At 71.2% G+C, this 19,411-nt stretch carries 18 protein-coding genes; 10 read left to right on the forward strand and 8 right to left on the reverse strand.

The window, feature by feature from the left end; translation table 11 throughout:
• Positions 1-2: 2 nt before the first annotated feature.
• From J5X86_RS01190 to J5X86_RS01200, 3 genes are all read right to left on the reverse strand, one after another.
• Positions 3-1,367 carry an adenylosuccinate lyase family protein gene (locus J5X86_RS01190; RefSeq protein WP_208514976.1) on the reverse strand — a complete coding sequence of 455 codons (1,365 nt, stop codon included), beginning with the start codon at positions 1,365-1,367 and terminating at the stop codon, positions 3-5.
• Positions 1,364-2,908 (reverse strand): NAD-dependent succinate-semialdehyde dehydrogenase, encoded by a 1,545-nt coding sequence (locus J5X86_RS01195; protein WP_208514977.1) that lies wholly within the window; start codon positions 2,906-2,908, stop codon positions 1,364-1,366. Before J5X86_RS01195 ends, J5X86_RS01190 begins: the two co-directional genes overlap by 4 nt.
• 81 nt (positions 2,909-2,989) lie before the next feature.
• Positions 2,990-3,682: a type 1 glutamine amidotransferase domain-containing protein gene (locus tag J5X86_RS01200; protein ID WP_208514978.1), complete on the reverse strand. Its 693-nt coding sequence runs from the start codon at positions 3,680-3,682 to the stop codon at positions 2,990-2,992.
• Between the two features lie 197 nt (positions 3,683-3,879).
• Between J5X86_RS01200 and J5X86_RS01205 the strand changes: the two genes are divergently transcribed.
• The 4 genes from J5X86_RS01205 (at position 3,880) to J5X86_RS01220 (ending at position 5,956) form a co-directional block, all read left to right on the forward strand.
• The gene (locus tag J5X86_RS01205) at positions 3,880-4,776 is read left to right on the forward strand and encodes a helix-turn-helix transcriptional regulator (RefSeq protein ID WP_208514979.1); all 897 of its coding nucleotides are present in this window, start codon (positions 3,880-3,882) and stop codon (positions 4,774-4,776) included.
• Entirely contained in the window at positions 4,773-5,105 is a 333-nt protein-coding gene (locus J5X86_RS52770; protein WP_208514980.1) for an AsnC family protein, read from the forward strand. The genes J5X86_RS01205 and J5X86_RS52770 overlap by 4 nt, the downstream gene beginning before the upstream one ends.
• A complete protein-coding gene (locus J5X86_RS01215) occupies positions 5,015-5,290 on the forward strand; it encodes an Lrp/AsnC ligand binding domain-containing protein (RefSeq protein WP_208515688.1) in 276 nt (91 codons plus the stop codon). The genes J5X86_RS52770 and J5X86_RS01215 overlap by 91 nt, the downstream gene beginning before the upstream one ends.
• A gap of 240 nt (positions 5,291-5,530) precedes the next feature.
• The gene (locus J5X86_RS01220; protein ID WP_208514981.1) at positions 5,531-5,956 is read left to right on the forward strand and encodes an ester cyclase; all 426 of its coding nucleotides are present in this window, start codon (positions 5,531-5,533) and stop codon (positions 5,954-5,956) included.
• A gap of 137 nt (positions 5,957-6,093) precedes the next feature.
• Here the strand turns inward: J5X86_RS01220 and J5X86_RS01225 are convergent, their stop codons facing one another.
• Positions 6,094-7,065, reverse strand: coding sequence for a pirin family protein (locus tag J5X86_RS01225; RefSeq protein WP_208514982.1), 972 nt, complete (start codon positions 7,063-7,065; stop codon positions 6,094-6,096).
• Positions 7,066-7,186: 121 nt separating this feature from the next.
• Entirely contained in the window at positions 7,187-7,684 is a 498-nt protein-coding gene (locus J5X86_RS01230) for an SseB family protein (RefSeq protein WP_014053638.1), read from the reverse strand.
• A 138-nt stretch (positions 7,685-7,822) separates the two neighbouring features.
• Here J5X86_RS01230 and J5X86_RS01235 point away from each other — a divergent pair, with 138 nt between their 5' ends.
• Positions 7,823-9,649, forward strand: a complete 1,827-nt coding sequence (locus J5X86_RS01235) for an acyl-CoA dehydrogenase (protein ID WP_208514983.1) — start codon at positions 7,823-7,825, stop codon at positions 9,647-9,649.
• Between the two features lie 84 nt (positions 9,650-9,733).
• On the opposite strand, the gene J5X86_RS01240 is transcribed toward J5X86_RS01235, so the two are convergent.
• Together J5X86_RS01240 and J5X86_RS01245 are read right to left on the reverse strand one after the other, a co-directional pair.
• Positions 9,734-10,117: a hypothetical protein gene (locus J5X86_RS01240; protein ID WP_208514984.1), complete on the reverse strand. Its 384-nt coding sequence runs from the start codon at positions 10,115-10,117 to the stop codon at positions 9,734-9,736.
• A gap of 17 nt (positions 10,118-10,134) precedes the next feature.
• A complete protein-coding gene (locus J5X86_RS01245; protein ID WP_243979187.1) occupies positions 10,135-10,683 on the reverse strand; it encodes a TNT domain-containing protein in 549 nt (182 codons plus the stop codon).
• Between the two features lie 390 nt (positions 10,684-11,073).
• On the opposite strand from J5X86_RS01245, the gene J5X86_RS01250 reads away from it, so the two are divergent.
• The 5 genes from J5X86_RS01250 (at position 11,074) to J5X86_RS01270 (ending at position 17,501) form a co-directional block, all read left to right on the forward strand.
• A complete protein-coding gene (locus J5X86_RS01250; RefSeq protein ID WP_208514985.1) occupies positions 11,074-12,363 on the forward strand; it encodes a M18 family aminopeptidase in 1,290 nt (429 codons plus the stop codon).
• A gap of 1 nt (position 12,364) precedes the next feature.
• Complete coding sequence (locus tag J5X86_RS01255; protein WP_208514986.1) at positions 12,365-14,323, forward strand: BTAD domain-containing putative transcriptional regulator; 1,959 nt, start codon at positions 12,365-12,367, stop codon at positions 14,321-14,323.
• A 132-nt stretch (positions 14,324-14,455) separates the two neighbouring features.
• Complete coding sequence (locus J5X86_RS01260) at positions 14,456-15,160, forward strand: DUF4232 domain-containing protein (protein ID WP_208514987.1); 705 nt, start codon at positions 14,456-14,458, stop codon at positions 15,158-15,160.
• Between the two features lie 391 nt (positions 15,161-15,551).
• The gene (locus J5X86_RS01265) at positions 15,552-16,541 is read left to right on the forward strand and encodes a hypothetical protein (RefSeq protein WP_208514988.1); all 990 of its coding nucleotides are present in this window, start codon (positions 15,552-15,554) and stop codon (positions 16,539-16,541) included.
• A gap of 189 nt (positions 16,542-16,730) precedes the next feature.
• The gene (locus J5X86_RS01270) at positions 16,731-17,501 is read left to right on the forward strand and encodes a helix-turn-helix transcriptional regulator (protein ID WP_308124416.1); all 771 of its coding nucleotides are present in this window, start codon (positions 16,731-16,733) and stop codon (positions 17,499-17,501) included.
• A 14-nt stretch (positions 17,502-17,515) separates the two neighbouring features.
• On the opposite strand, the gene J5X86_RS01275 is transcribed toward J5X86_RS01270, so the two are convergent.
• Positions 17,516-19,330, reverse strand: coding sequence for an NHL domain-containing thioredoxin family protein (locus J5X86_RS01275; RefSeq protein ID WP_208514990.1), 1,815 nt, complete (start codon positions 19,328-19,330; stop codon positions 17,516-17,518).
• Positions 19,331-19,411: the final 81 nt, after the last annotated feature.

Raw genomic sequence — 19,411 nt, forward strand, 5'->3', positions numbered from 1 at the left:
GCTCAGGAGACGGGCGCGCTCGATGGTCTGCACACGGCGTGTGTCATGGCGCGGGCGCTGCCGAGGTAGGCCATGGGGTCGGCAAGTTCACGGATCCCGCGGTCGCCGAGAGCGGCGACGACTTCCGGGCGCGTGAGGAGTTCGTCGACCAGCGGCCTTTTCGTCTCCGTCGCCACGCGGCAGGCGTCGTAGACGAGTTCATGGGCGTGCTGGCGGCCCAGGTGGGGGGCGAGGGCCATCATGACGGCTTCCGCGAGGATGAGTCCCTGGGTGAGATCGAGGTTGTCGCGCATGCGGATGGTGTCGATGTGCGGGCCGGCCATCGCGTCGACGGCGTGGGCCAGGGAGGAGGACAGCAGCAGGAACGCCTCGGGAATGACGGCCCATTCGACATGCCAGGGGCCGGTGGCCCGCTCGAAATCCTGCATCATCGCGTCGAGCATGGCCGACGCCTTGTCACGCAGGAGCTTCGCCGCCGCCACCATCACCTCACTGGAGATGGGGTTGCGCTTTTGGGGCATGGTGGAGCTGGCCCCCCGCCCCTTCACAAAGGGTTCGGCCAGTTCGCCGAACTCGGTGGAACACATGAGGGCGACGTCGGTTCCGATCTTTCCCAGCGATGCGCCGATGGCGGCGAGGATGCCGACGATCTCGGCCAGACCGTCCCGTGCGACGTGCCAGGTGATGTCGGGGTCCCGCAGGCCGAGTTCCGTGGCGAGTTCGGCACGTACCCGCAGAGCCTGGGGGCCGGTGCCGAGGGAGGCCAGGGTGCCGGCCGCACCGCCGAGCTGGACCATCAAGGCACGCTCGCGTGCGTCGCGGAGCCGATCGGCGTGCCGGTCCAGGGAGGAGACCCATACCGCGATCCGGTAGCCGAAGGTGATGGGCAGAGCGTGCTGGAGGTGTGTCCGACCGGCGGTGACGGTGTCGGCATGGCTCAGGGCGAGCCGCCTGAGCGTGTCGCGCAGCTCGTCGAGTGCTCCCGCGACCAGGTCCAGCCCTTTGGCGCACTGCAGGATGGTCGCCGTGTCCATGATGTCTTGCGTGGTCGCGCCCCAGTGCAGGTAGCCGCCGGCGTCACCGCACTCTTCGGCGAGCTGGGTGACGATCGGGAGGATGGGATAGCCCACGGTCGCGGTGTCGCGCCCGAGCCGTTCACGGTCGAGGCGCGTGGCGTCACAGCACGCGGCGATGGTGTCGGCCGCGTCCTGGGGAATGATCCCGACGCGGGCCTGCGCCTGGGCCAGTGCGGCTTCGACGCGCACGACGGCTTCGAGATAAGCCTGGTCGCTGAAGACCGCGCGCATCTCGGGTGTGGCGAACAGGTCGCGCAGGAGGACCGAGTCGAAGACGGTACTGGCGGTCATCGGACGCCTTTCGCGGCGCTGGCGTCGGCGCCGGGGCTCTGCGGCCACGGTGCCGGAATGTCGATGGCGAGGTACTTCTGCTCCAGGTACTCGTCGATGCCCGTATTGCCGCCCTCACGGCCGATGCCGGACTGCTTCATGCCGCCGAAGGGGGCGCTGGGGTCGGAGACATAGCCGCGGTTGAGTCCGACCATGCCGGTTTCGAGCTGCTCGCCCATGCTCAGGGCCCGGTTCAGGTCCCTGGTGTAGAGGTAGCTCACGAGGCCGAATTCGGTGTCGTTGGCGTCGCGCAGTGCCTCCTCGTCGCTGGTGAAGGTCTGGATCGCCGCGACCGGGCCGAAGATCTCCTCCCGCGTGATCCGGGCGTCGGCGGGGACGCCGGTGAGGACGGTCGGGGGGTAGAAGTAGCCGTGGCCGTCCGGCGGCGAACCGCCGGTGCGCAAGCGGGCGCCCGCCGCGACGGTCTCGTCGACCAGATCGGCGACACGGCGGCGCTGGCGTTCGTCGATGAGCGGTCCGAGCGTGGCTGCGGGGTCGGTGCCCGCACCGACGGTGATCGTGCTCATACGTGCGACCAGCTTCTCGGTGAACTCCTCGGCGACATCGGCATGGACGTGGAAGCGGTTGGCGGCGATGCACGCCTCTCCGATGTTGCGGAGCTTGGCGGTCATCGCTCCGTCGACCGCGGCGTCGAGGTCGGCGTCCTGGCAGACGATGAACGGAGCGTTGCCGCCGAGCTCCATCGAGGTCCGCAGCACCGTGTCGGCCGCCTGCGCGAGCAGAAGGCGGCCGACGGGCGTGGACCCGGTGAAGGACAGTTTGCGGAGCCTGCCGTCGCGCAGCAGAGGTTCGGTGACCGCCGCGGCCCGGGTGGTGGGAATGATGCTGAGGACACCGTCGGGGAGGCCGGCCTCGGCCAGCAGCGCGGCGAGCGCCGCCGACGTGAGCGGCGTCTGCGGTGCCGGCTTGACGATCATGGTGCAGTCGGCCGCCACGGCCGGTGCGATCTTGCGGGCGGGCATGGCCAGCGGGGCGTTCCACGGAGTGATCAGCAGGCAGGGGCCCACCGGCCGGCGGGTGACCAGGACGCGGGCGGTCCCGTCCTCGCTGACCTTCCAGGTGCCGTCGATCCGGACGGCCTCCTCGCCGAACCAGCGCAGGTACTCCGCGGCGTAGGCGACCTCGGCCCGGGATTCGGCCAGTGATTTGCCCATCTCCAGCGTGATCAGCAGCGCGAACTCTTCCCTGCGCGCCATCAGCAGGTCATAGGCACGGCGCAGGATGTTCCCCCGCCGGCGCGGGGGGACCGCCGCCCAGGTCCGCTGCGCGGCGGCGGCGGAATCGAGGGCGGCCAGCGCGTCCGCCGGTGTGGCGTCGGCCACCTCGCACAGCCGCAGGCCGTTGGCGGGATCCTCCACCGGGAAGGTGCCGCCGTTTTCGGCCGGGCGCCACCGGCCGCCGATGAAGACGCCCTTCTCCACCTGCTCGATGACGTCGTGTGCACGCTCGGCGACACGCTGTGAAGGCGCGAGAGTGTCCATCGGTGCGTTTTCCCTTCTCTCAGGGTGAGTGATCACAAGGGGGCGTCGGCCGGTCCATGCCCGACCACCGCTTGCCCGGGGTCAGCCGAGAGCGGTGATCATGTCGACGGCCATGGAGCCGCTGGACGCCGGGTTCTGGCCGGTGAACAGGTTGCCGTCGCGGACGTTGTATTGCTGGTAGGCCGGACCCTGGGAGTGTTTCGCGCCCATCTCCCGCAGTCGGGCGGCGAGCAGCCACGGGGCGCCTTCGGCCGTGCCGAACAGCTCCTCCTCCTCGTCGGTGAACGCGGTCATCTCCCGCCCCGCGAAGATCCAGCCGCCCTGTGCGTCCACGGCGCTCAGCAGCGCGGCCGGCCCGTGGCAGACGGCTCCGATGAGCTTGCCGGCCGCGTCCGCCGCGATGAGCAGACGGCCGAGGTCGGAGTCCTGGAAGAGGTCGACGACCGGGCCGTGACCGCCGGGGAGCACCACGGCGGCGTACTGCTCGATGTCGATCTCCGCCAGCTTCAAGAGGGGGCCGAACTCCCGCAGAGCCTGTTCGGCGTGTGCGACGTAGTGCGCGCAGTTCGCACCGGCGACCTCGGGGTCGGCGCTGTGCCGGTCGAGCGGCTGCAGCACCCCACCGGGGGCCGCGAAGTCCACCGTGTGGCCGGCCCGGACGAACTCCTCGTGGGGCGCGGCGACCTCCTCGGCCCAGTAGCCGGTCGGGTAGGCCGAACCGTCAGTGCGCTCCCAGGTGTCGGCGGCGGACATGACGATCAGAATCTTGCTCACGGGTAATCCCTTTCCATGAGGTGACGAGACGAGACGGGACGTGGCGTTGCGTGGCGGACCCGCCGTGGCAGTGACTCCAGCGTGGTCCGTCGCACGGCGCCGTGGGCGCCCATCTCGCGCCCTGTGCGACCGCGGACCCGGCTGACTAGGACGCACAGACCCAGTCAGGAGCGCGCGGTGTCGGGGACACTGGATCCATGGCCGAGATCAACCGTGAACTCGCTGACTTCCTCAAGCGCTCTCGCAGCCAGGGCGACCCCTCTCGGGCGGGTCTGCCCCCGGATGCCCGGGTGCGCAGGGTGCCCGGGCTGCGTCGTGAGGAAGTCGCGATCCTGGCGGGAGTGTCGGCCGACTACTACGCCCGCCTCGAACAGGGCCGCCGCATCACGCCCTCGCCCGCCGTCGTCGAGGCGATCGGCCGCGCCCTCGATCTCGACGCCGCGGGCCGCGCGCATCTGCACGACCTCATCGGCATCGCCTCGGGGCCCGTTCGGCACCGCCCCCGCGCCGTCCAGCAAGTGCGCCCCGGGCTCTACCAGCTCCTGGAGGCGCTCGACGGCGAGCCCGCCCTCCTCCTCGGCCGCCGCACCGACGTACTGGCCGCCAACCGTATGGCCAAGGCGCTCTTCACCGACTTCGACCGGATGACGCCCCAGCACCGCAACTACGCGCGCTGGATGTTCCTCGACGACGACGCCCGATCACTCTTCGTCGACTGGGACGTCCAGGCACGGGCCGCCGTCGAGAGCCTGCGGTTCGACGCCGGCCGCGACCCCGACGACCAGGCCACCACCGCCCTCATCGCCGAACTGCGGGAACGCAGCACCGAATTCGACCACTGGTGGGAGCAGCACCGCGTCCACCAACGCACCCACGGCTCCAAGCACCTGCGCCACCCCGTCGTCGGTGAGCTGACCGTCGGGTACGAGACCTTGACCCTGCCCGGCGACCCCGACACGGCGCTGTTCGTCTACACCGCCGAAGCCGGCTCCTCCTCCAAGCGCGCCCTGGACCTTCTCGCGAGCTGGTCCCTGCCCGACTCCGCCACCGGCACCGTCCCCTCCCGCGACCAGCGGCCCGGCTCCCACGAGTGAGAGGCGGGGCGGACGCCGGCACCGGACAGGACGCGACAGCGGCCAAGGTCCGCACCCTGCCTCGCCCTTCACCCGGCCTCCTCGCCGCGGACGGCCGGATGAGCCTTGCCCGGCTCGCCGCACGCACGCACACCTCGGCCGCAACCGCACAGCGCCGGCTTCACCGGCTGAGGCTGACCGGCGGGGCCGAGATCGCCACCGTCGTCGGCCGCTGCCAGGTCGGCCTGGAGTCCAGGCGGTGTTCTTCCTCCAGACCGACCCCGCCACCCTGCACGAGGCCGTCAAACAGCTCACGGCCCGCACCCCGGTCCACCTCGCCGTTGCCGTGACCGGTCCCGACAACCTTCTCGCCGCCCTCGCCGCACCCGACACCGACGTCGTCTATCGGCTCCTGGCCGAAGAGATCCCCTACCTGCCCGGCTACCGGCACGCCCGCGTCCACCTGGTCACCGCGTTCGTCAAGGAGAGCGGCATGGTCTTCCACGACGGCCACTGGCAGCCCGTCGAGCCCTGAACCAGCGGCGGGGAACATAACGGGCGCCGCGCGGGCTTGACCTTGCCGCGGCGTCAAGGACTTCACTGGAGTCATGCGAGTCGAAGAGGGCGACACACCCGCCTGACCGGGGCCGCGAACCGGCCACCGGCAGCGGGAGCCGCATGCCGTGTTCAGGCCGTTGGCAGCCGACCGCCGCACTTCACGGAGCAGCACCCCGTACTCGACCCGAGCCCCTGAGCCGTCCGAGGAAGGATCCCGATGAACACCACCACGACCGAAAAGAGCTTGGCCCTTCTGCGCACCGCGTACCAGCGGTTGCAGAGCGGCGACGTCGACGCGTGCGAAGCACTGCTGGCGGAGAAGTTCATCGCCAACCTCCCCGGGATGCCCGACCCGCTGTACGGACGGGAGGTCTGGAAACAGGGCACGCAGGCCATGTTCGAAGCATTCCCCGACCTGCGGATCGAAGTCGAGGACATGTTCGGCGTCCACGACAAGGTCGCGGTACGCGTCCACTTCCGTGGCACCCACCAGGGCATGTTCCAGGGCGTGGCCGCGACGCACCGGCCGGTCAGCTTCCGCAGCATCGAGCTCTACCGCATCGAGGGAGACAAGATCGCCGAAGAATGGGTGGCCCCGGACATGACGAGCCTCACGCAGCAGATCTTGCCGCCCAGCTCATGAATGTTCAGGGCGACGAACAGCCCGAGAACGGCGGTGACGACCACCACACCGATCCGTCGTAAGCCGCCCCACGGCCCGCGCCGGTTCGCGGGCCGAAAGACCGGGTCAGAGCGACCCACAGGAAGCGTCGGCGCGCCCTACAGTCCGCCCTCGGACATCCCGTGCACGGCCGGGATCGTGCCCAGTCGCCCCTTCTGGAAGTCCTCGAACGCCTGCTGGAGCTCCTTGCGGGTGTTCATGACGAACGGGCCGTAGTGGGCCATCGGCTCGCGGATGGGCTGGCCGCCCAGGAGGACGACTTCGAGCTCCGGGGTGTGGGAGTCCTGCTTTTCGTCCGCGCGGACGGTCAGCGCGCCGCCGTCGCCGAAGACCGCCGTCTGCCCCAGCTCAACGGGGCGGCGCTCGGTGCCGACGGTGCCGCGGCCCGCGAGGACGTACGCGAGGCCGTTGAAGTCCTCCCGCCACGGCAGGGTGATCTCCGCACCCGGCGCCAGCGTGGCGTGGATCATCGTGATCGGCGTGTGGGTGATACCGGGACCCTGGTGGCCGTCCAGCTCCCCGGCGATGACCCGCAGCAGCGCGCCGCCGTCCGGGGTCGTCAGCAGCTGCACGTTGCCGCCGCGGATGTCCTGGTAGCGCGGCGCCATCATCTTGTCCCTGGCCGGGAGGTTCACCCACAGCTGCAGACCGTGGAAGAGGCCGCCCGACATGACCAGCGACTCCGGCGGCGCCTCTATGTGGAGCAGCCCCGAGCCGGCCGTCATCCACTGGGTGTCGCCGTTGGTGATGGTGCCGCCACCGCCGTTGGAATCCTGGTGGTCGAAGATCCCGTCGATGATGTACGTGACGGTCTCGAAGCCGCGGTGGGGGTGCCAGGGGGTGCCCTTGGGCTCGCCCGGAGCGTAATCCACCTCACCCATCTGGTCCATCATGATGAACGGGTCGAGGTGCTGGTAGTCGATGCCCGCGAAGGCCCGGCGCACCGGGAAGCCCTCCCCCTCGAAACCGCCGGGGGCGGTGGTGACGGCGAGCACGGGGCGCTGTCGCGCCTCGGCGGGTGCCGCGACGCGCGGCAGGGTCAGCGGGTTCTCTACGGTCACTGCGGGCATGACGGCCTCCTCGGTCGTTCACCATTCAACTTAATTGAATGCTGAACAACTCGCAAGAGGGCCTTTATTTCCACCCGAGCGCCCCGCGAGGCGAACGGCGATATCCGGACCTATCCGGGGCCTATCCGTACATACGCCGCATGGCGAAGTCCACCATCTGCTCCACCGCCTTCGCGTCGAAGACGATCCGGTGCTCGCCCTCCATGTCGAGGACGAAGCCGTAGCCGGTGGGCAGCAGGTCGATCACCTCGGCGCCGGTGATCACGAAGTACTTGGACTCCTTGCCCGCATACCGCCGCAGCTCCTTGAGCGAGGTGAACATGGGGATCACCGGCTGCTGGGTGTTGTGCAGCGCCAGGAAGCCGGGGTTGTCACCGCGCGGGCAGTAGACCTTCGAGCCCGCGAAGATCTGCTGGAAGTCCTCGGCCGGCATCGAACCGGTGGTGAAGGCGCGCACCGCGTCGGCGAGCGACGGCGGCGAGGGCTCCGGGTAGAGCGGCTGCTGGCCGTAGCCCGCACCCGCCTGCGCGTGATGTGACGCATGCGGCTGCTGTTGCGGCGGAGGTGGCGGAGCGGCATAACCCTGCCCTGCGCTCGCGTTCTGGTCGTAGCCGTACATGCGAAGAAGCGTACTGAGTCACAGTTACCCGGTTGAGGGTTGCCCTTTATTACCCACGGGTAGCATCATGGCGACAGCTGATCCGATACGCGTCAACGCAGAGGTCCTGGCCTCCCGATCCCTTACGGAGCCGTCGCCATGGGGCACTACAAGTCGAATCTCCGCGACATCGAGTTCAACCTCTTCGAGGTGCTCGGGCGCGACACGGTGTACGGCACCGGCCCGTTCGCGGAGATGGACGTCGAGACCGCCAAGAGCGTGCTCGCGGAGATATCCCGGCTCTCCGAGCACGAGCTGGCCGAAAGCTACACCGACTCCGACCGGAACCCGCCCGTCTTCGACCCCAAGACCCACACGGCGCCGCTTCCCGAGTCGTTCAAGAAGAGCTACCGGGCCTACATGGAGGCCGAGTGGTGGCGGCTGGGCGTCCCGGAGGAGCTCGGCGGCACGGCCTGCCCCCGCTCGCTGCTGTGGGGCTCGGCCGAGACCATCCTCGGCTCCAACACCCCGATCTGGATGTACGCCTCGGGCCCGGCTTTCGCGGGCGTGCTGAACGACGAGGGCACCGAGGAGCAGCTCAAGATCGCCCAGCTGATGGTGGACAGGCAGTGGGGCTCCACCATGGTGCTGACCGAGCCGGACGCCGGCTCCGACGTCGGCGCGGGCCGCACCAAGGCCGCCCAGCAGGAGGACGGAAGCTGGCACATCGAGGGTGTGAAGCGGTTCATCACCTCCGGTGAGCACGACCTCTCCGACAACATCATCCACTTCGTGCTGGCCCGGCCCGAGGGCGCGGGTCCCGGCACCAAGGGGCTGTCGCTGTTCATCGTCCCCAAGTACGACTTCGACTGGGACTCCGGTGAGCTCGGCGAGCGCAATGGCGTCTACGCCACCAACGTCGAGCACAAGATGGGTCTGCGGGTCTCCAACACCTGTGAGCTGACCTTCGGCGCCGACCACCCGGCCAAGGGCTGGCTGCTGGGCGACAAGCACGACGGCATCCGCCAGATGTTCAAGATCATCGAGTTCGCCCGGATGATGGTCGGCACGAAGGCCATGGCCACCCTCTCCACGGGCTACCTCAACGCCCTGGAGTACGCCAAGGAGCGGGTGCAGGGCCCGGACCTGGCGGCCTTCACCGACAAGACCGCCCCGCGCGTCACCATCACCCACCACCCGGATGTGCGTCGCTCGCTGATGACGCAGAAGGCGTACGCGGAGGGCCTGCGCGCGCTGGTCCTCTACACCGCCTCCGTCCAGGACGAGATCCTGGTCAAGGAGGCCGCGGACGAGGACGCCTCCGCCCTGAGCCGCCTCAACGACCTGCTGCTGCCCATCGTCAAGGGCTACGGCTCGGAGAAGGCGTACGAGCAGCTTGCGCAGTCCCTGCAGACCATCGGCGGCTCCGGCTACCTCCAGGAGTACCCGCTGGAGCAGTACATCCGGGACGCCAAGATCGACACGCTCTACGAGGGCACCACCGCCATCCAGGGGCAGGACTACTTCTTCCGCAAGATCGTCCGGGACCAGGGCCAGGCCCTGACCGTCGTCTCGGAGGAGATCAAGAAGTTCCTGGCCGAGGCCGCCGGGGGCGAGGAGCTGGAAGCCGCCCGCGACCAGCTCGCCCAGGCCGCGGTGGACCTGGAGGCGATCGTCGGCGCGATGCTCACCGACCTGGCCGCCACCGAGCAGGACGTCAGCTCGATCTACAAGGTCGGTCTCAACTCCACCCGGCTGCTGCTGGCCTCCGGCGACGTGATCATCGGCTACCTGCTCCTCAAGGGCGCGGCCGTCGCCACCGAGAAGCTGGGCACCGCCTCCACGAAGGACCGGTCCTTCTACGCGGGCAAGATCGCCGCCGCGAAGTTCTTCGCCCACGAGGTGCTGCCGGGCGTCTCGGTGCAGCGCTCGATTGCCGAGTCGGTCGACAAGGGGCTCATGGACCTGGACGAGTCCGCGTTCTAAGAGCTCTCCTCCCTCGTCCAGGGGGCCGACCGTCCCATCCTCCAGCGGGGCGGCCGGCCCCCTGGCCTGTGCCCGCGGACGTCGTCACCGCTCCTGGTCACCGTTCCGCGTTTCGTCGGGCGGCCGCTCCCGCAGGGCCCGTTCGACCTCCTCCCGGGCCCACCGCCGGAGCTCCTCGCCCTGGGCGAGGAGCTCGTCGACCGACTCGCCCCCGCCCTCCGGCGGGCGCGGGCGGGCCCTCAGCTTCGCCAGCAGATCCCGGCACGCCTCGTCCTCCGTGGCGAACCGGCTGGTGTCCCGGTCCAGGGAGCGCTCCCTCAGCCCGGTCTCCCAGCCGCCGTCCGCAGCGGGGCGCAGGTAGTAGTAGGCGTCCGGCTGCACCGGGATGTCCTGCACTCCCGGGATGTCGTACAGCGCGTCCGGCACCTGTTCGTCGCGCAGGGTTGTGACGAGTTCCGTTCTGTCCACCGGTTCAGGATCCGCCCTCAGTTGAGTGCGCGCAGATTACCCGCCGCGACAAGCTGGGGGATCGAAGGACCGGTCAGATACTGGAGCCCGAAGCCGGGTTGTCCGAACCATGGCCGGATGGGACCGGCCTCGACCAGGAAGGGCTCGGTGACCTCATAGAGGTGATAGCCGTTCGGATACGCCGGGTCGATGGTGTTGAGGTTGCTGGGCGGCAGCGCGCGCTCCTCGTAGGGCGTACCCGCCGGGGCGAGGAAGTGGCCGAAACCGCTCCCGAAGAGATCGACCTTCTGACCGACCTTCATCCTGATCGTGGTGTGCAGCGGTGACCCGTTGAGCAGAACCCAGCCGTCGGGGTAGGGGAACCACCAGCCGCTCGTCTGCTCGTTCCAGTAGCAGTCGAGGAACGCGGAAGAGGTGCGGAAGTGGTCGAGCCGTTCATAGCCTTCGAGCATCCGCCCGATCGCGCCGTACCGGGGGAGCTGGGCGGGGCCGAGCCGCCAGTCACCCTGGTAGTAGCGCTCACGCGGCGGGTTGGGTGCGATGCTGGTCCCCCCGATGCGGTCCATGGTCGGACAGGGAGGGTGGCCCTTGCCCTCACCATCCCCGCCGTTCCCCGGACGCGGGCCGGGCGAGGGCGCGGCTGCCGGCTCCGGAGAGGCCACGGGCGCGAGCCCCGCGGCGAAATCCGTGACAGGCTTGGCCATGGCAGGTCCGCCTGCGCACAGCAGCAGCAGCGACCCCAGAACGACAAGCAGGTGGCGAAGAACGCGCATCCGGTATCCCCTTGAGTTACGACTCAGTGCGGCGTTGCTCGGTACACGGGGAATATCGACCGATTCTCCCGAATTCTCGCCTTACCTGACGTGCTTTCATCAGATTGGATCAACGTGGCCCCACGGATGGATGCCACGACCCGCACCAGGGCGAGCCACCCCCGGCGAATCTATGCTGAGCACATGAGCGCACAACCCGGCATCGACCGCGGCCACACCGATGACCTGATGTCCTTCCTCCGCGCCAGCCCATCGCCGTACCACGCTGTGGCGATCGCCGCTGAGCGGCTGGAGAAGGCCGGGTTCCAGCGGGTCGAGGAGACCGCGCGCTGGGACGGCGCGGCCGGTGGTCGGTTCGTACTGCGAGGCGGTGCGATCATCGCCTGGTACGTACCGGAGGGGGCGGACCCCGCCACTCCGTACCGAATTGTCGGTGCTCATACCGACTCTCCCAATTTGCGGGTCAAGCCGATTCCCGACACCGGTGCGCACGGCTGGAGACAGATCGCCGTCGAGGTCTACGGCGGGGTGCTGCTCAACACCTGGCTCGACCGCGACCTCGGGCTCTCCGGCCGGATCTCGCTCAGGGACGGCTCACACCATCTCGTCACCATCGACCGGCCGCTGCTGAGAGTGCCCCAGCTCGCCGTCCACCTCGACCGGTCCGTCAACACCGAGGGCCTCAAGCTGGACAAGCAGCGCCATATGACGCCCATCTGGGGGCTCGGCGGCGTCGAGGAGGGCGACCTGATCCGCTTCGTCGCCGAGGAGACCGGTGTCGCGGCCGAGGAGATCGCCGGCTGGGACCTGATGACGCACAGCGTCGAGCCGCCCGCCTACCTCGGCCGGGACCGCGAGCTGCTCGCCGGGCCCCGGATGGACAACCTTGTCTCCGTGCACGCCGGTACGGCCGCGCTCATCGCCGCCGCCCGCCCGGAGCTGCCGTACATCCCCGTACTGGCCGCCTTCGACCACGAGGAGAACGGCAGCCAGTCCGACACCGGCGCCGACGGCCCGCTGCTCGGCACGGTGCTGGAGCGCTCGGTCTTCGCCCGCGGCGGCGCGTACGAGGACCGGGCCCGCGCCTTCGCGGGCACCGTCTGCCTGTCCTCCGACACCGGCCACGCCGTTCACCCCAACTACGCCGAGCGCCATGAGCCGGGCCACCACCCACGGCCCAACGGCGGCCCGATCCTCAAGGTGAACGTCAACCAGAGATACGCCACCGACGGCGCCGGGCGGGCCGTCTTCGCCGCCGCCTGCGAGCGCGCCGGGGTGCCCTGGCAGAGCTTCGTCTCCCATAACTCGATGCCGTGCGGCACCACGATCGGTCCGATCACCGCCGCCCGGCACGGCATCGCCACCGTCGACATCGGCATCGCGATCCTGTCCATGCACTCGGCACGGGAACTGTGCGGAGTGCAGGACCCGCGGCTGCTGGCCAAGGCACTGCAAGCCTTTCTGGAGGGCTGAGTTGGACTTCTCCGTGCTGGGACCGGTGACCGTCATCGCGGGACCGCCGGCAGCGCCCATCGAGCTTCCGCTGGGGCCCGCCAAACGGCGCAGCGTGCTCGCGATGCTGCTGCTGCGGCCCAATGCGACGGTGTCCGTGGAGCAGTTGATAACCAGCCTGTGGGAGGACGAGCCGCCAGCCCACGCCCGGACCGTCATCCAGGGCCATGTCTCCCGGCTCCGCGCCGCGCTGGCCGAGGGCGGCGCCGAGGACCACGGTGTCGAGCTGGCCACCCACAGCTCCGCCTATCTGCTGCGCATCCCCGAGGCGCTGATCGACACCCAGCGCTTCGACCAGCTGACCGCCCAGGCCAGCCCGGAGTCCGCCCCCGGCGAGGCCGTCCGGCTGCTCCGCCAGGCGCTCGGCCTGTGGCGCGGCCCGGCGCTCACCGGGACCGTGGCCAGCCCGCCGTTCGCGGCGGCGGCGCACGCCCTGGAGGAGCGCCGGCTGAGCGCCGTGGAGGCCCTGGCCCGGGCGCACAAGGCGCTGGGCGAGCATGAGGAGGCGGTGCGCGCCCTGCACCCCGCCGCCGTCGCCAACCCGCTGCGCGAGGGGCTGATCGCCGCCCTGATGCTGGCGCTGTACCGCTCCGGACGGCAGTCCGACGCGATCGCCTGGTTCCACCGCACCCGGCAGTTGCTCGACGACGATCTGGGCGTCGACCCGGGCCAGCGGCTGAGCGCCGCGTACCAGGAGATCCTGCGTGCGGCCCCCGAGGCGGACGGGCCGCAGGGCGGCGCCGAGAGCGCCGGAGCGCCGGGCCCCTCGGGGCAGCCGGTGCCGTCGGCCCCGTCGCATCAGCAGTCCGTGGCCGCCGCATCGGCCGCCGCGCCCGTACCCGAGCTGCTCCCCCGGCCTCCGGCGGGCTTCCACGGCCGGGGTGCGGAGCTGGCCGAGCTGACCCGGCTGACCCGGGACAGCGCCGAACCGGCCCAGGGCGGCGCGGCGGGCGGCTCCGGCGGCTACCCCCAGGAGGGCGGTATCGCGCTGCTCACCGGGCCCGCCGGGGTCGGCAAGACCGGTCTGGCGGTCCACTGGGGCCATGCCCAGGCCGCCGCCTTCCCCGACGGACGGCTCTTCGCGGATCTGCGCGGCTTCAGCGGCGGCGAGGCGACGGTGCCCGCCGAGGTGCTGCGCGAGTTCCTGCTCGCCCTGGGCACCCCGGCCGAGCAGATCCCCACCTCGACCGAGGCCGCGTCCGCGCTGTACCGCTCGCTGGCCGCCCGCCGCAGGCTGCTGGTGGTGCTGGACAACGCGGGCAGCTCAGCCCAGGTGCGCCCGCTGCTGCCCGGCGGACCCCACTGCGCCACGCTGGTCACCAGCCGCAGCAGGCTGGACGGGCTGATCGCCACCGACGCCGCCCGCCCCGTACGGCTGCACGCCCTCGGCACCGAGGACGGGGCGGCCCTGCTGGGCGCGCTGCTGGGCCCCGCCCGGGTCGCCGAGGACCCGGAGGCCGCGCGGGAGCTGGTGGCCCTGTGCGACGGGCTGCCGCTGGCGCTGCGCGCCGCCTCCGCCCAACTGATGGCCCGGCCCCGCTGGCGGCTGGCCCGGCTGGCCACCGCGCTGCGCGACGAGCGCCGCAGGCTGGCGTTGCTGTCGGCGGAGGACACCGGAGTGGCCGCCGCGCTGCGCAACTCCGTGGCCCGGCTCTCGGCGGACGACGCACAGCTCCTGCGGGCCCTGGGCACCGGTTTCGCGCGGGAGGTCAACACCGCCGAGGCGGCCGCGCTGTCGGGGGCGGACCCCGAGCTGATCCAGGACTCCCTGGAGCGGCTGGCGGAGATGCATCTGCTGGACGAGGAGGCCACCAACCGCTACGTCATGAGCGACTTGGTGAAGCTCTTCGCCCAGGGCGACGGGAGCGGACGCGGCGAGACCCCCGGCGGGGCCTCCGGCGAACCGTCACAGGGGGCCTGAGCAGCGGTGAACAGCGGGGCGTTAGCGGGACGTTAGCGGGCGGCAGCCGTTCACCAGCCGAACGGCAGCGGGTCCGGACAGGCTTGAGCCGTACCGGAAAACGCCCGAACGCCCGCTGAGGGGAGACCCGCCATGCCGCTCACCACCGCTCGCCTCGCCCACCGCCCCGGCACCCTGCGCTCGGTCGCGGCCGGCCTTACGGTCGTCGCCGCGGGCATCACCCTCGCGGCGTGCGGCACCGCCGACGCATCGGGCGTGAAGACGGCAGGCAAGGCCGAGAGCATGGCCTCGGCCTTCCCCACCGTCCCCACCGCCAACGAGGAAGACCTCCAGGGCGGCGCCCAGCAGGCCGCGCGGGAGACGGTGGCGGGCGGGGCCGACGCCGGGGCCCAGGGCGGTCTGCGGGCCGACAGCGGCGTCGAGGGCGAGACCGGCGTCTGCCGTCTCGACACGATGTCGGTGAGCGTCACCTCCGTCCCCCGGCCGGCCAACCATCTGCTGCTGGAGATCACCAACCAGTCCGGGGTGACCTGCCGTCTCATCGGCTCCCCTGTGGTGCGGTTCGACGACGGACGGACGTCCGTGCCGCAGGACGGGGACACCCGGCCCCAGACGGTCGTCACGCTGCCCGCCGGCGAGAGCGGTTACGCGGGCCTGACCACCTCCGCGGCGAACGCCCCGGCCGCCGACGGCCGTAAGGCCACCGGGTTGACCGTCTCCCTCCCCGGCGAGGACAGCCGCCGCGCCGTCGATCTCCCCGGCGACTCGGTGGAGGTCGGCGACGGGACGGAGGTCGGCTACTGGCAGAGCGACGCGTCCGACGCCCTGCTCTGGTGACCGCTTGACCTTCCCTCCGGTGACCGCTCGACCCCTCCGGTGACCGCTCGACCTTCCACTCCGGTGACCGCTCGATTCCGAGCCACCCAGCTGGACAGGTAGCCGCCTCCCCCCGGCTACCTGCCCCGGACGGCCCCCGCCTCGGCGGGGGCCGTCTCGTCATGTCCCACGGCACCGCCCTCCGTGTCCCGCTCCTGGCCTCTCCCGTGGGCGTCTTGGCAGGTCATCAGGGGCGCGCCCGGATGGGACGTCCCAAAGGACGGCTCGGCCCCCGAAAGGCCCCGCCCCGCGGCCCACAGTGGTTCCCGTCGCCGAGGCGAACGGCCCGGCGGCCTCGACCGAGCCGTGCCGACGTCCGCCGTCGGCGCTCTCACCAAGGGGGAATCCAGAGATGACGCACTCCATCAGCGGCGGCCGACGCCGGATCTTCCTGCGCAGGGTGGTCCCCGCGATCGCCGCGGCGGGCATCGGCGCCACCGGACTCGTGGGCTGCTCGGGCGGAGCCGACACCGCGGGCCATGGCGCCAAGGCGGCGAAGGCCGGGAAGGTCGCCGAGAAGGGCCTGACGAGCCGTGACACCACATCGGCCCAGGGCGGGGCCGCGGCGCTCAAGCTGAAGACGACCACGGGGGAGTTCGGCACCAAGGCCGCGGCCACCGCCGACTTCCCCACCTGGGGCACCCGCTGGGTGGTCCATCAGAGCGCCGACACCGGCTCCCCGTCCGTCGGCATGCTCAACAAGGACGCCCCGGGCCAGGACCGCATCACCGCCGACTACCAGGTCAACACGGGCAAGAAGGTCTGCGAGGACGGGGCCTGCTCGACCTATATGGCCCATATCACCGGGCCGGTCAGCGGCTTTGTGACCGTCGTCGCGGTGGACATCCCGCAGGACTCGCTGCCCGGCGTCCCGGTGCAGAACGGCGGTGGTGAGCCGCCGAAGCCGCCGCAGACCGGCGGCACCCGCGCCGAGGCGCTGCAGCGGGCCGCCACCTGGCTGACCGCCAACAACGGCGGCCGGGTGCCGTACAGCCAGGCCCAGGTCTGGAAGGACGGCTACCGCCAGGACTGCTCGGGCTATGTCTCCATGGCGCTGGGCCTGCAGGCGCCCGGCCCCAACACCGTGGGCCTCACCGGCTCCGGCATCACCAAGCCGATCGCCCTGAACGACCTGCGGCCCGGGGATCTGCTGATCGACGCGTCCGGGAACAACAACACCCGCCATGTCGTGATGTTCGAGAAGTGGAACGACGCCGCCCACACCTCGTACACCTCCTACGAGCAGCGCGGCGACTTCGGGACGGATCACACGACCCGTCGCTACGGACTGGAGCCGGGCAGCGAGTACAAGCCCTACCGGCCGCTGAAGTTCACGGACTGATGCGTTCCTGACCCGGTTCCTGTAACGAGCGGCACGTCCACCTCGGGGGTGTGGACGTGTCGCTCGGCATGTTCATGATCCCGTGCTGCAATGGTGTACGTGCCAGCGCATCCGAATCGCCCAGAGAACCCGCGACGCAAGCCGCTTGCCCCGCTTCCCGAGGAACTCTCCGGCCCGGTACGGGAATTCGTGACCGCACTGCGCCGGATGCACGGCGAACTGGGACTCAGTCTGAAGGAACTGGAGGGGCGGCTGCCCGCGAGCCGGTCCTCCCTCTCCCGCTATCTGCGCGGCCAGAGCCTCCCCGACGAGCGGCTCCTGGTCCAGTGGGGCAAGCTCTCCTTCACCGCCGAGGACCGGCTGCCCGAACTGGTGACCCTGCTGCACCGGGCCACCGAAGCCGAGGCCACCGAAGCCGAGGCCGACGTTCAGGCCGCCGAGGGGACCGGGCCGGAGCCCGCCGCGGCCGCGTCGCCGCCCCCGGGGCAGCCTCCGGAGGGCCGGCCGGCCCGGCGCCGGCTGCGGCTCGCGCTCGCGGCGGTGGGCGCCGTCGTCATCATCGCCGGGGGCACGGCCGGCGTGATCGCCCTCCGGTCGTCCGACGACGGCGGGCCCCCGGGCGGCGCGGCGGGCTCCTCGCCCCTGGGCGACGCCCGGATCACCGTCTACAACGCCGAGAAGGACTGCCGGCACCAGCGCGTCCGCGCCTGCTCCCTGGGCCTGGCCGAGGATCCGTACGTGGCCTACCGCCCGTCGAACATCGTGGGCCGGGCCTGGCACGGCGATGTGCTGCGCGCCGACTGCCGCATCGCCAACGGCGTCACGGTGACCGACGAGGCGGGCGGGCACAGCAGCATGTGGTTCCGCGTCTTACAGGACGGCAAGCGGATGTGGGTGCCGGGCATCCGGATCCGCCAGGACCAGGTGCAGTACTCCACGCTGCCCAACTGCCCGGACTGACCGCCGGTCCGGACTCAGCCGTCCATCCCGGCCAGCACCAGCGGCAGCCGCCTCGCGCCGCCCTCGGTGATCCGCACCGGGACGCCCCAGTCCTGCTGGTGCACATGGCAGGCCGGGTACTCGTTGCTCGGGTCGTCGTCACAGGAGGCGGCCATCGCCGAGACATGCAGCACGCCCTCGGTCACGCCGTCCGTAAGGACGAGCTCACGGTTCAGATCCGTGCCCGCGCCGTCTCCTTCGGCCAGCAGCTCGGGCGGGGTGGAGCTGACCAGCAGCCGGGTGGAGGGGCCGTAGCGGGTGTCCAGCTTCTGCCCCTCGGGCGCCTGGAAGACCACGTCCAGCCGGAGCGTCCCCGGGGCGATGTCGGTCGCGGCCCGCTGGGTGCGGTGGGCCACCGCGTCGACCCTTACGGCCTCCTCCGGCAGCCGCAGCCGGGTCAGCCGGTGCCGGGCGGACTCCACCACGACGATGTCCCCGTCGGCCAGGACCGCGCCGGAGGGCTCGCGCAGATCCGTGGCGAGCGTGGAGACCTCGCCGGTGGCCGGGTCGAAGCGGCGCAGCGCGTGGTTGTAGGTGTCCGAGATCGCCACCGAGCCGTCGGGCAGCGCGGTGACGCCCAGCGGATGCTGGAGCAGCGCCTGTTCGGCGGCGCCGTCCCGGTGGCCGAAGTCGAAGAGCCCGGTGCCGACGGCCGTACGGACGGCGAAGCCGTCGCCGTCGCGCTCGACGTACCGCACCGCGGACGTCTCGGAGTCCGCGATCCACAGCCGGTCCCCGGTCGCGGCGAGCCCGGAGGGCTGGGCGAACCACGCCTCCTCGGCGGGGCCGTCGACCAGACCCTCGTTGGTGGTCCCGGCGGCGGCCCGTACGGTCCCGGCCTCCGGGTCGTACGTCCACAACTGGTGGACGCCCGCCATGGCGATCCACAGCCGGCCGGCGAACCAGGCGACGTCCCAGGGGGAGGACAGGTCGACCTCCCGGGCGGGCCCCTCGGTGGGCGACCCCTGCCACCACTGGCGGCCGGTCCCGGCGAGCGTGGTGACCTCGCCGGTGGCCGGGTCGAAGCGGCGCAGCGCGTGGTTCACGGTGTCGGCGACGGCCACGGTGCCGTCGGGGAGCAGGGCGAGCCCCTGGGGCTCGCTGAAGCGGGCCCGCTCGCTCGTGCCATCGTCAAGGCCGCGCTCGCCCGCACCGATCCGCCGCACCACGCTCTCGCCGTCCGCCGCGAGCTCCACCAGCTGATGGCGGGTGGTGTCCGAGACGAGGAAGGTGCCGCCGGGCAGCAGCAGCGCCTTACCGGGGAAGCGCAGCTCGGTGGGGACCGGCTCCGGGGGCACATACGGGCCGTCGCCGCGCCGCAGAGTGCCCTTGGCGGCGTGCTCGGCCTCGAGCTGCCCCACGAGCGTCTCCAGGGCGTGTGCGTGGCCCTCGCCCGCGTGCTGGGCGACCACATAGCCCTCGGGGTCGATGACGACGAGGGTGGGCCAGGCCCGTACCGCGTACTGCTTCCAGGTGGCCAGCTCGGGGTCGTCGAGGACCGGGTGGTGCACCTCGTAGCGCTCGACCGCGTCCACGACCGCCTGGTGCTCCGCCTCGTGGACGAACTTCGGCGAGTGCACCCCGACGATCACCACGGTGTCGCGGTGCTTCTCCTCCAGCTCGCGCAGCTCGTCCAGGACATGCAGACAGTTCACACAGCAGAAGGTCCAAAAGTCGAGGATGACGATGCGCCCTCGCAGGTCGGTGAGGGTGAGGTCGTTGTCGCCGGTATTGAGCCAGCCGCCCCGGCCGATCAGTTCGGGGGCGCGGACGCGTGCACGTGGAGCCATATCCCCATGAAACAGCAGCCCCACCCGTGTCATTCCCCCGCCCCCCGACGGCTTTCGACCGATGTGCGGGGGTCCGTCCGG

The sequence above is a fragment of the Streptomyces sp. NEAU-YJ-81 genome (assembly GCF_017592595.1).
Classification (GTDB): domain Bacteria; phylum Actinomycetota; class Actinomycetes; order Streptomycetales; family Streptomycetaceae; genus Streptomyces; species Streptomyces hygroscopicus_B.

What these genes read in the sequence shown, in the direction of transcription:
- J5X86_RS01250 (WP_208514985.1), top strand. Translation starts at nt 11,074, where the DNA reads ATGAGCGCACAACCCGGCATCGACCGCGGCCACACCGATGACCTGATG.
- J5X86_RS01235 (WP_208514983.1), top strand. Translation starts at nt 7,823, where the DNA reads ATGGGGCACTACAAGTCGAATCTCCGCGACATCGAGTTCAACCTCTTC.
- J5X86_RS01195 (WP_208514977.1), bottom strand. Translation starts at nt 2,908, where the DNA reads ATGGACACTCTCGCGCCTTCACAGCGTGTCGCCGAGCGTGCACACGAC.
- J5X86_RS01275 (WP_208514990.1), bottom strand. Translation starts at nt 19,330, where the DNA reads ATGGCTCCACGTGCACGCGTCCGCGCCCCCGAACTGATCGGCCGGGGC.
- J5X86_RS01265 (WP_208514988.1), top strand. Translation starts at nt 15,552, where the DNA reads ATGACGCACTCCATCAGCGGCGGCCGACGCCGGATCTTCCTGCGCAGG.
- J5X86_RS01245 (WP_243979187.1), bottom strand. Translation starts at nt 10,683, where the DNA reads ATGGACCGCATCGGGGGGACCAGCATCGCACCCAACCCGCCGCGTGAG.
- J5X86_RS01190 (WP_208514976.1), bottom strand. Translation starts at nt 1,367, where the DNA reads ATGACCGCCAGTACCGTCTTCGACTCGGTCCTCCTGCGCGACCTGTTC.
- J5X86_RS01225 (WP_208514982.1), bottom strand. Translation starts at nt 7,065, where the DNA reads ATGCCCGCAGTGACCGTAGAGAACCCGCTGACCCTGCCGCGCGTCGCG.
- J5X86_RS01260 (WP_208514987.1), top strand. Translation starts at nt 14,456, where the DNA reads ATGCCGCTCACCACCGCTCGCCTCGCCCACCGCCCCGGCACCCTGCGC.
- J5X86_RS01205 (WP_208514979.1), top strand. Translation starts at nt 3,880, where the DNA reads ATGGCCGAGATCAACCGTGAACTCGCTGACTTCCTCAAGCGCTCTCGC.
- J5X86_RS01230 (WP_014053638.1), bottom strand. Translation starts at nt 7,684, where the DNA reads ATGTACGGCTACGACCAGAACGCGAGCGCAGGGCAGGGTTATGCCGCT.
- J5X86_RS01220 (WP_208514981.1), top strand. Translation starts at nt 5,531, where the DNA reads ATGAACACCACCACGACCGAAAAGAGCTTGGCCCTTCTGCGCACCGCG.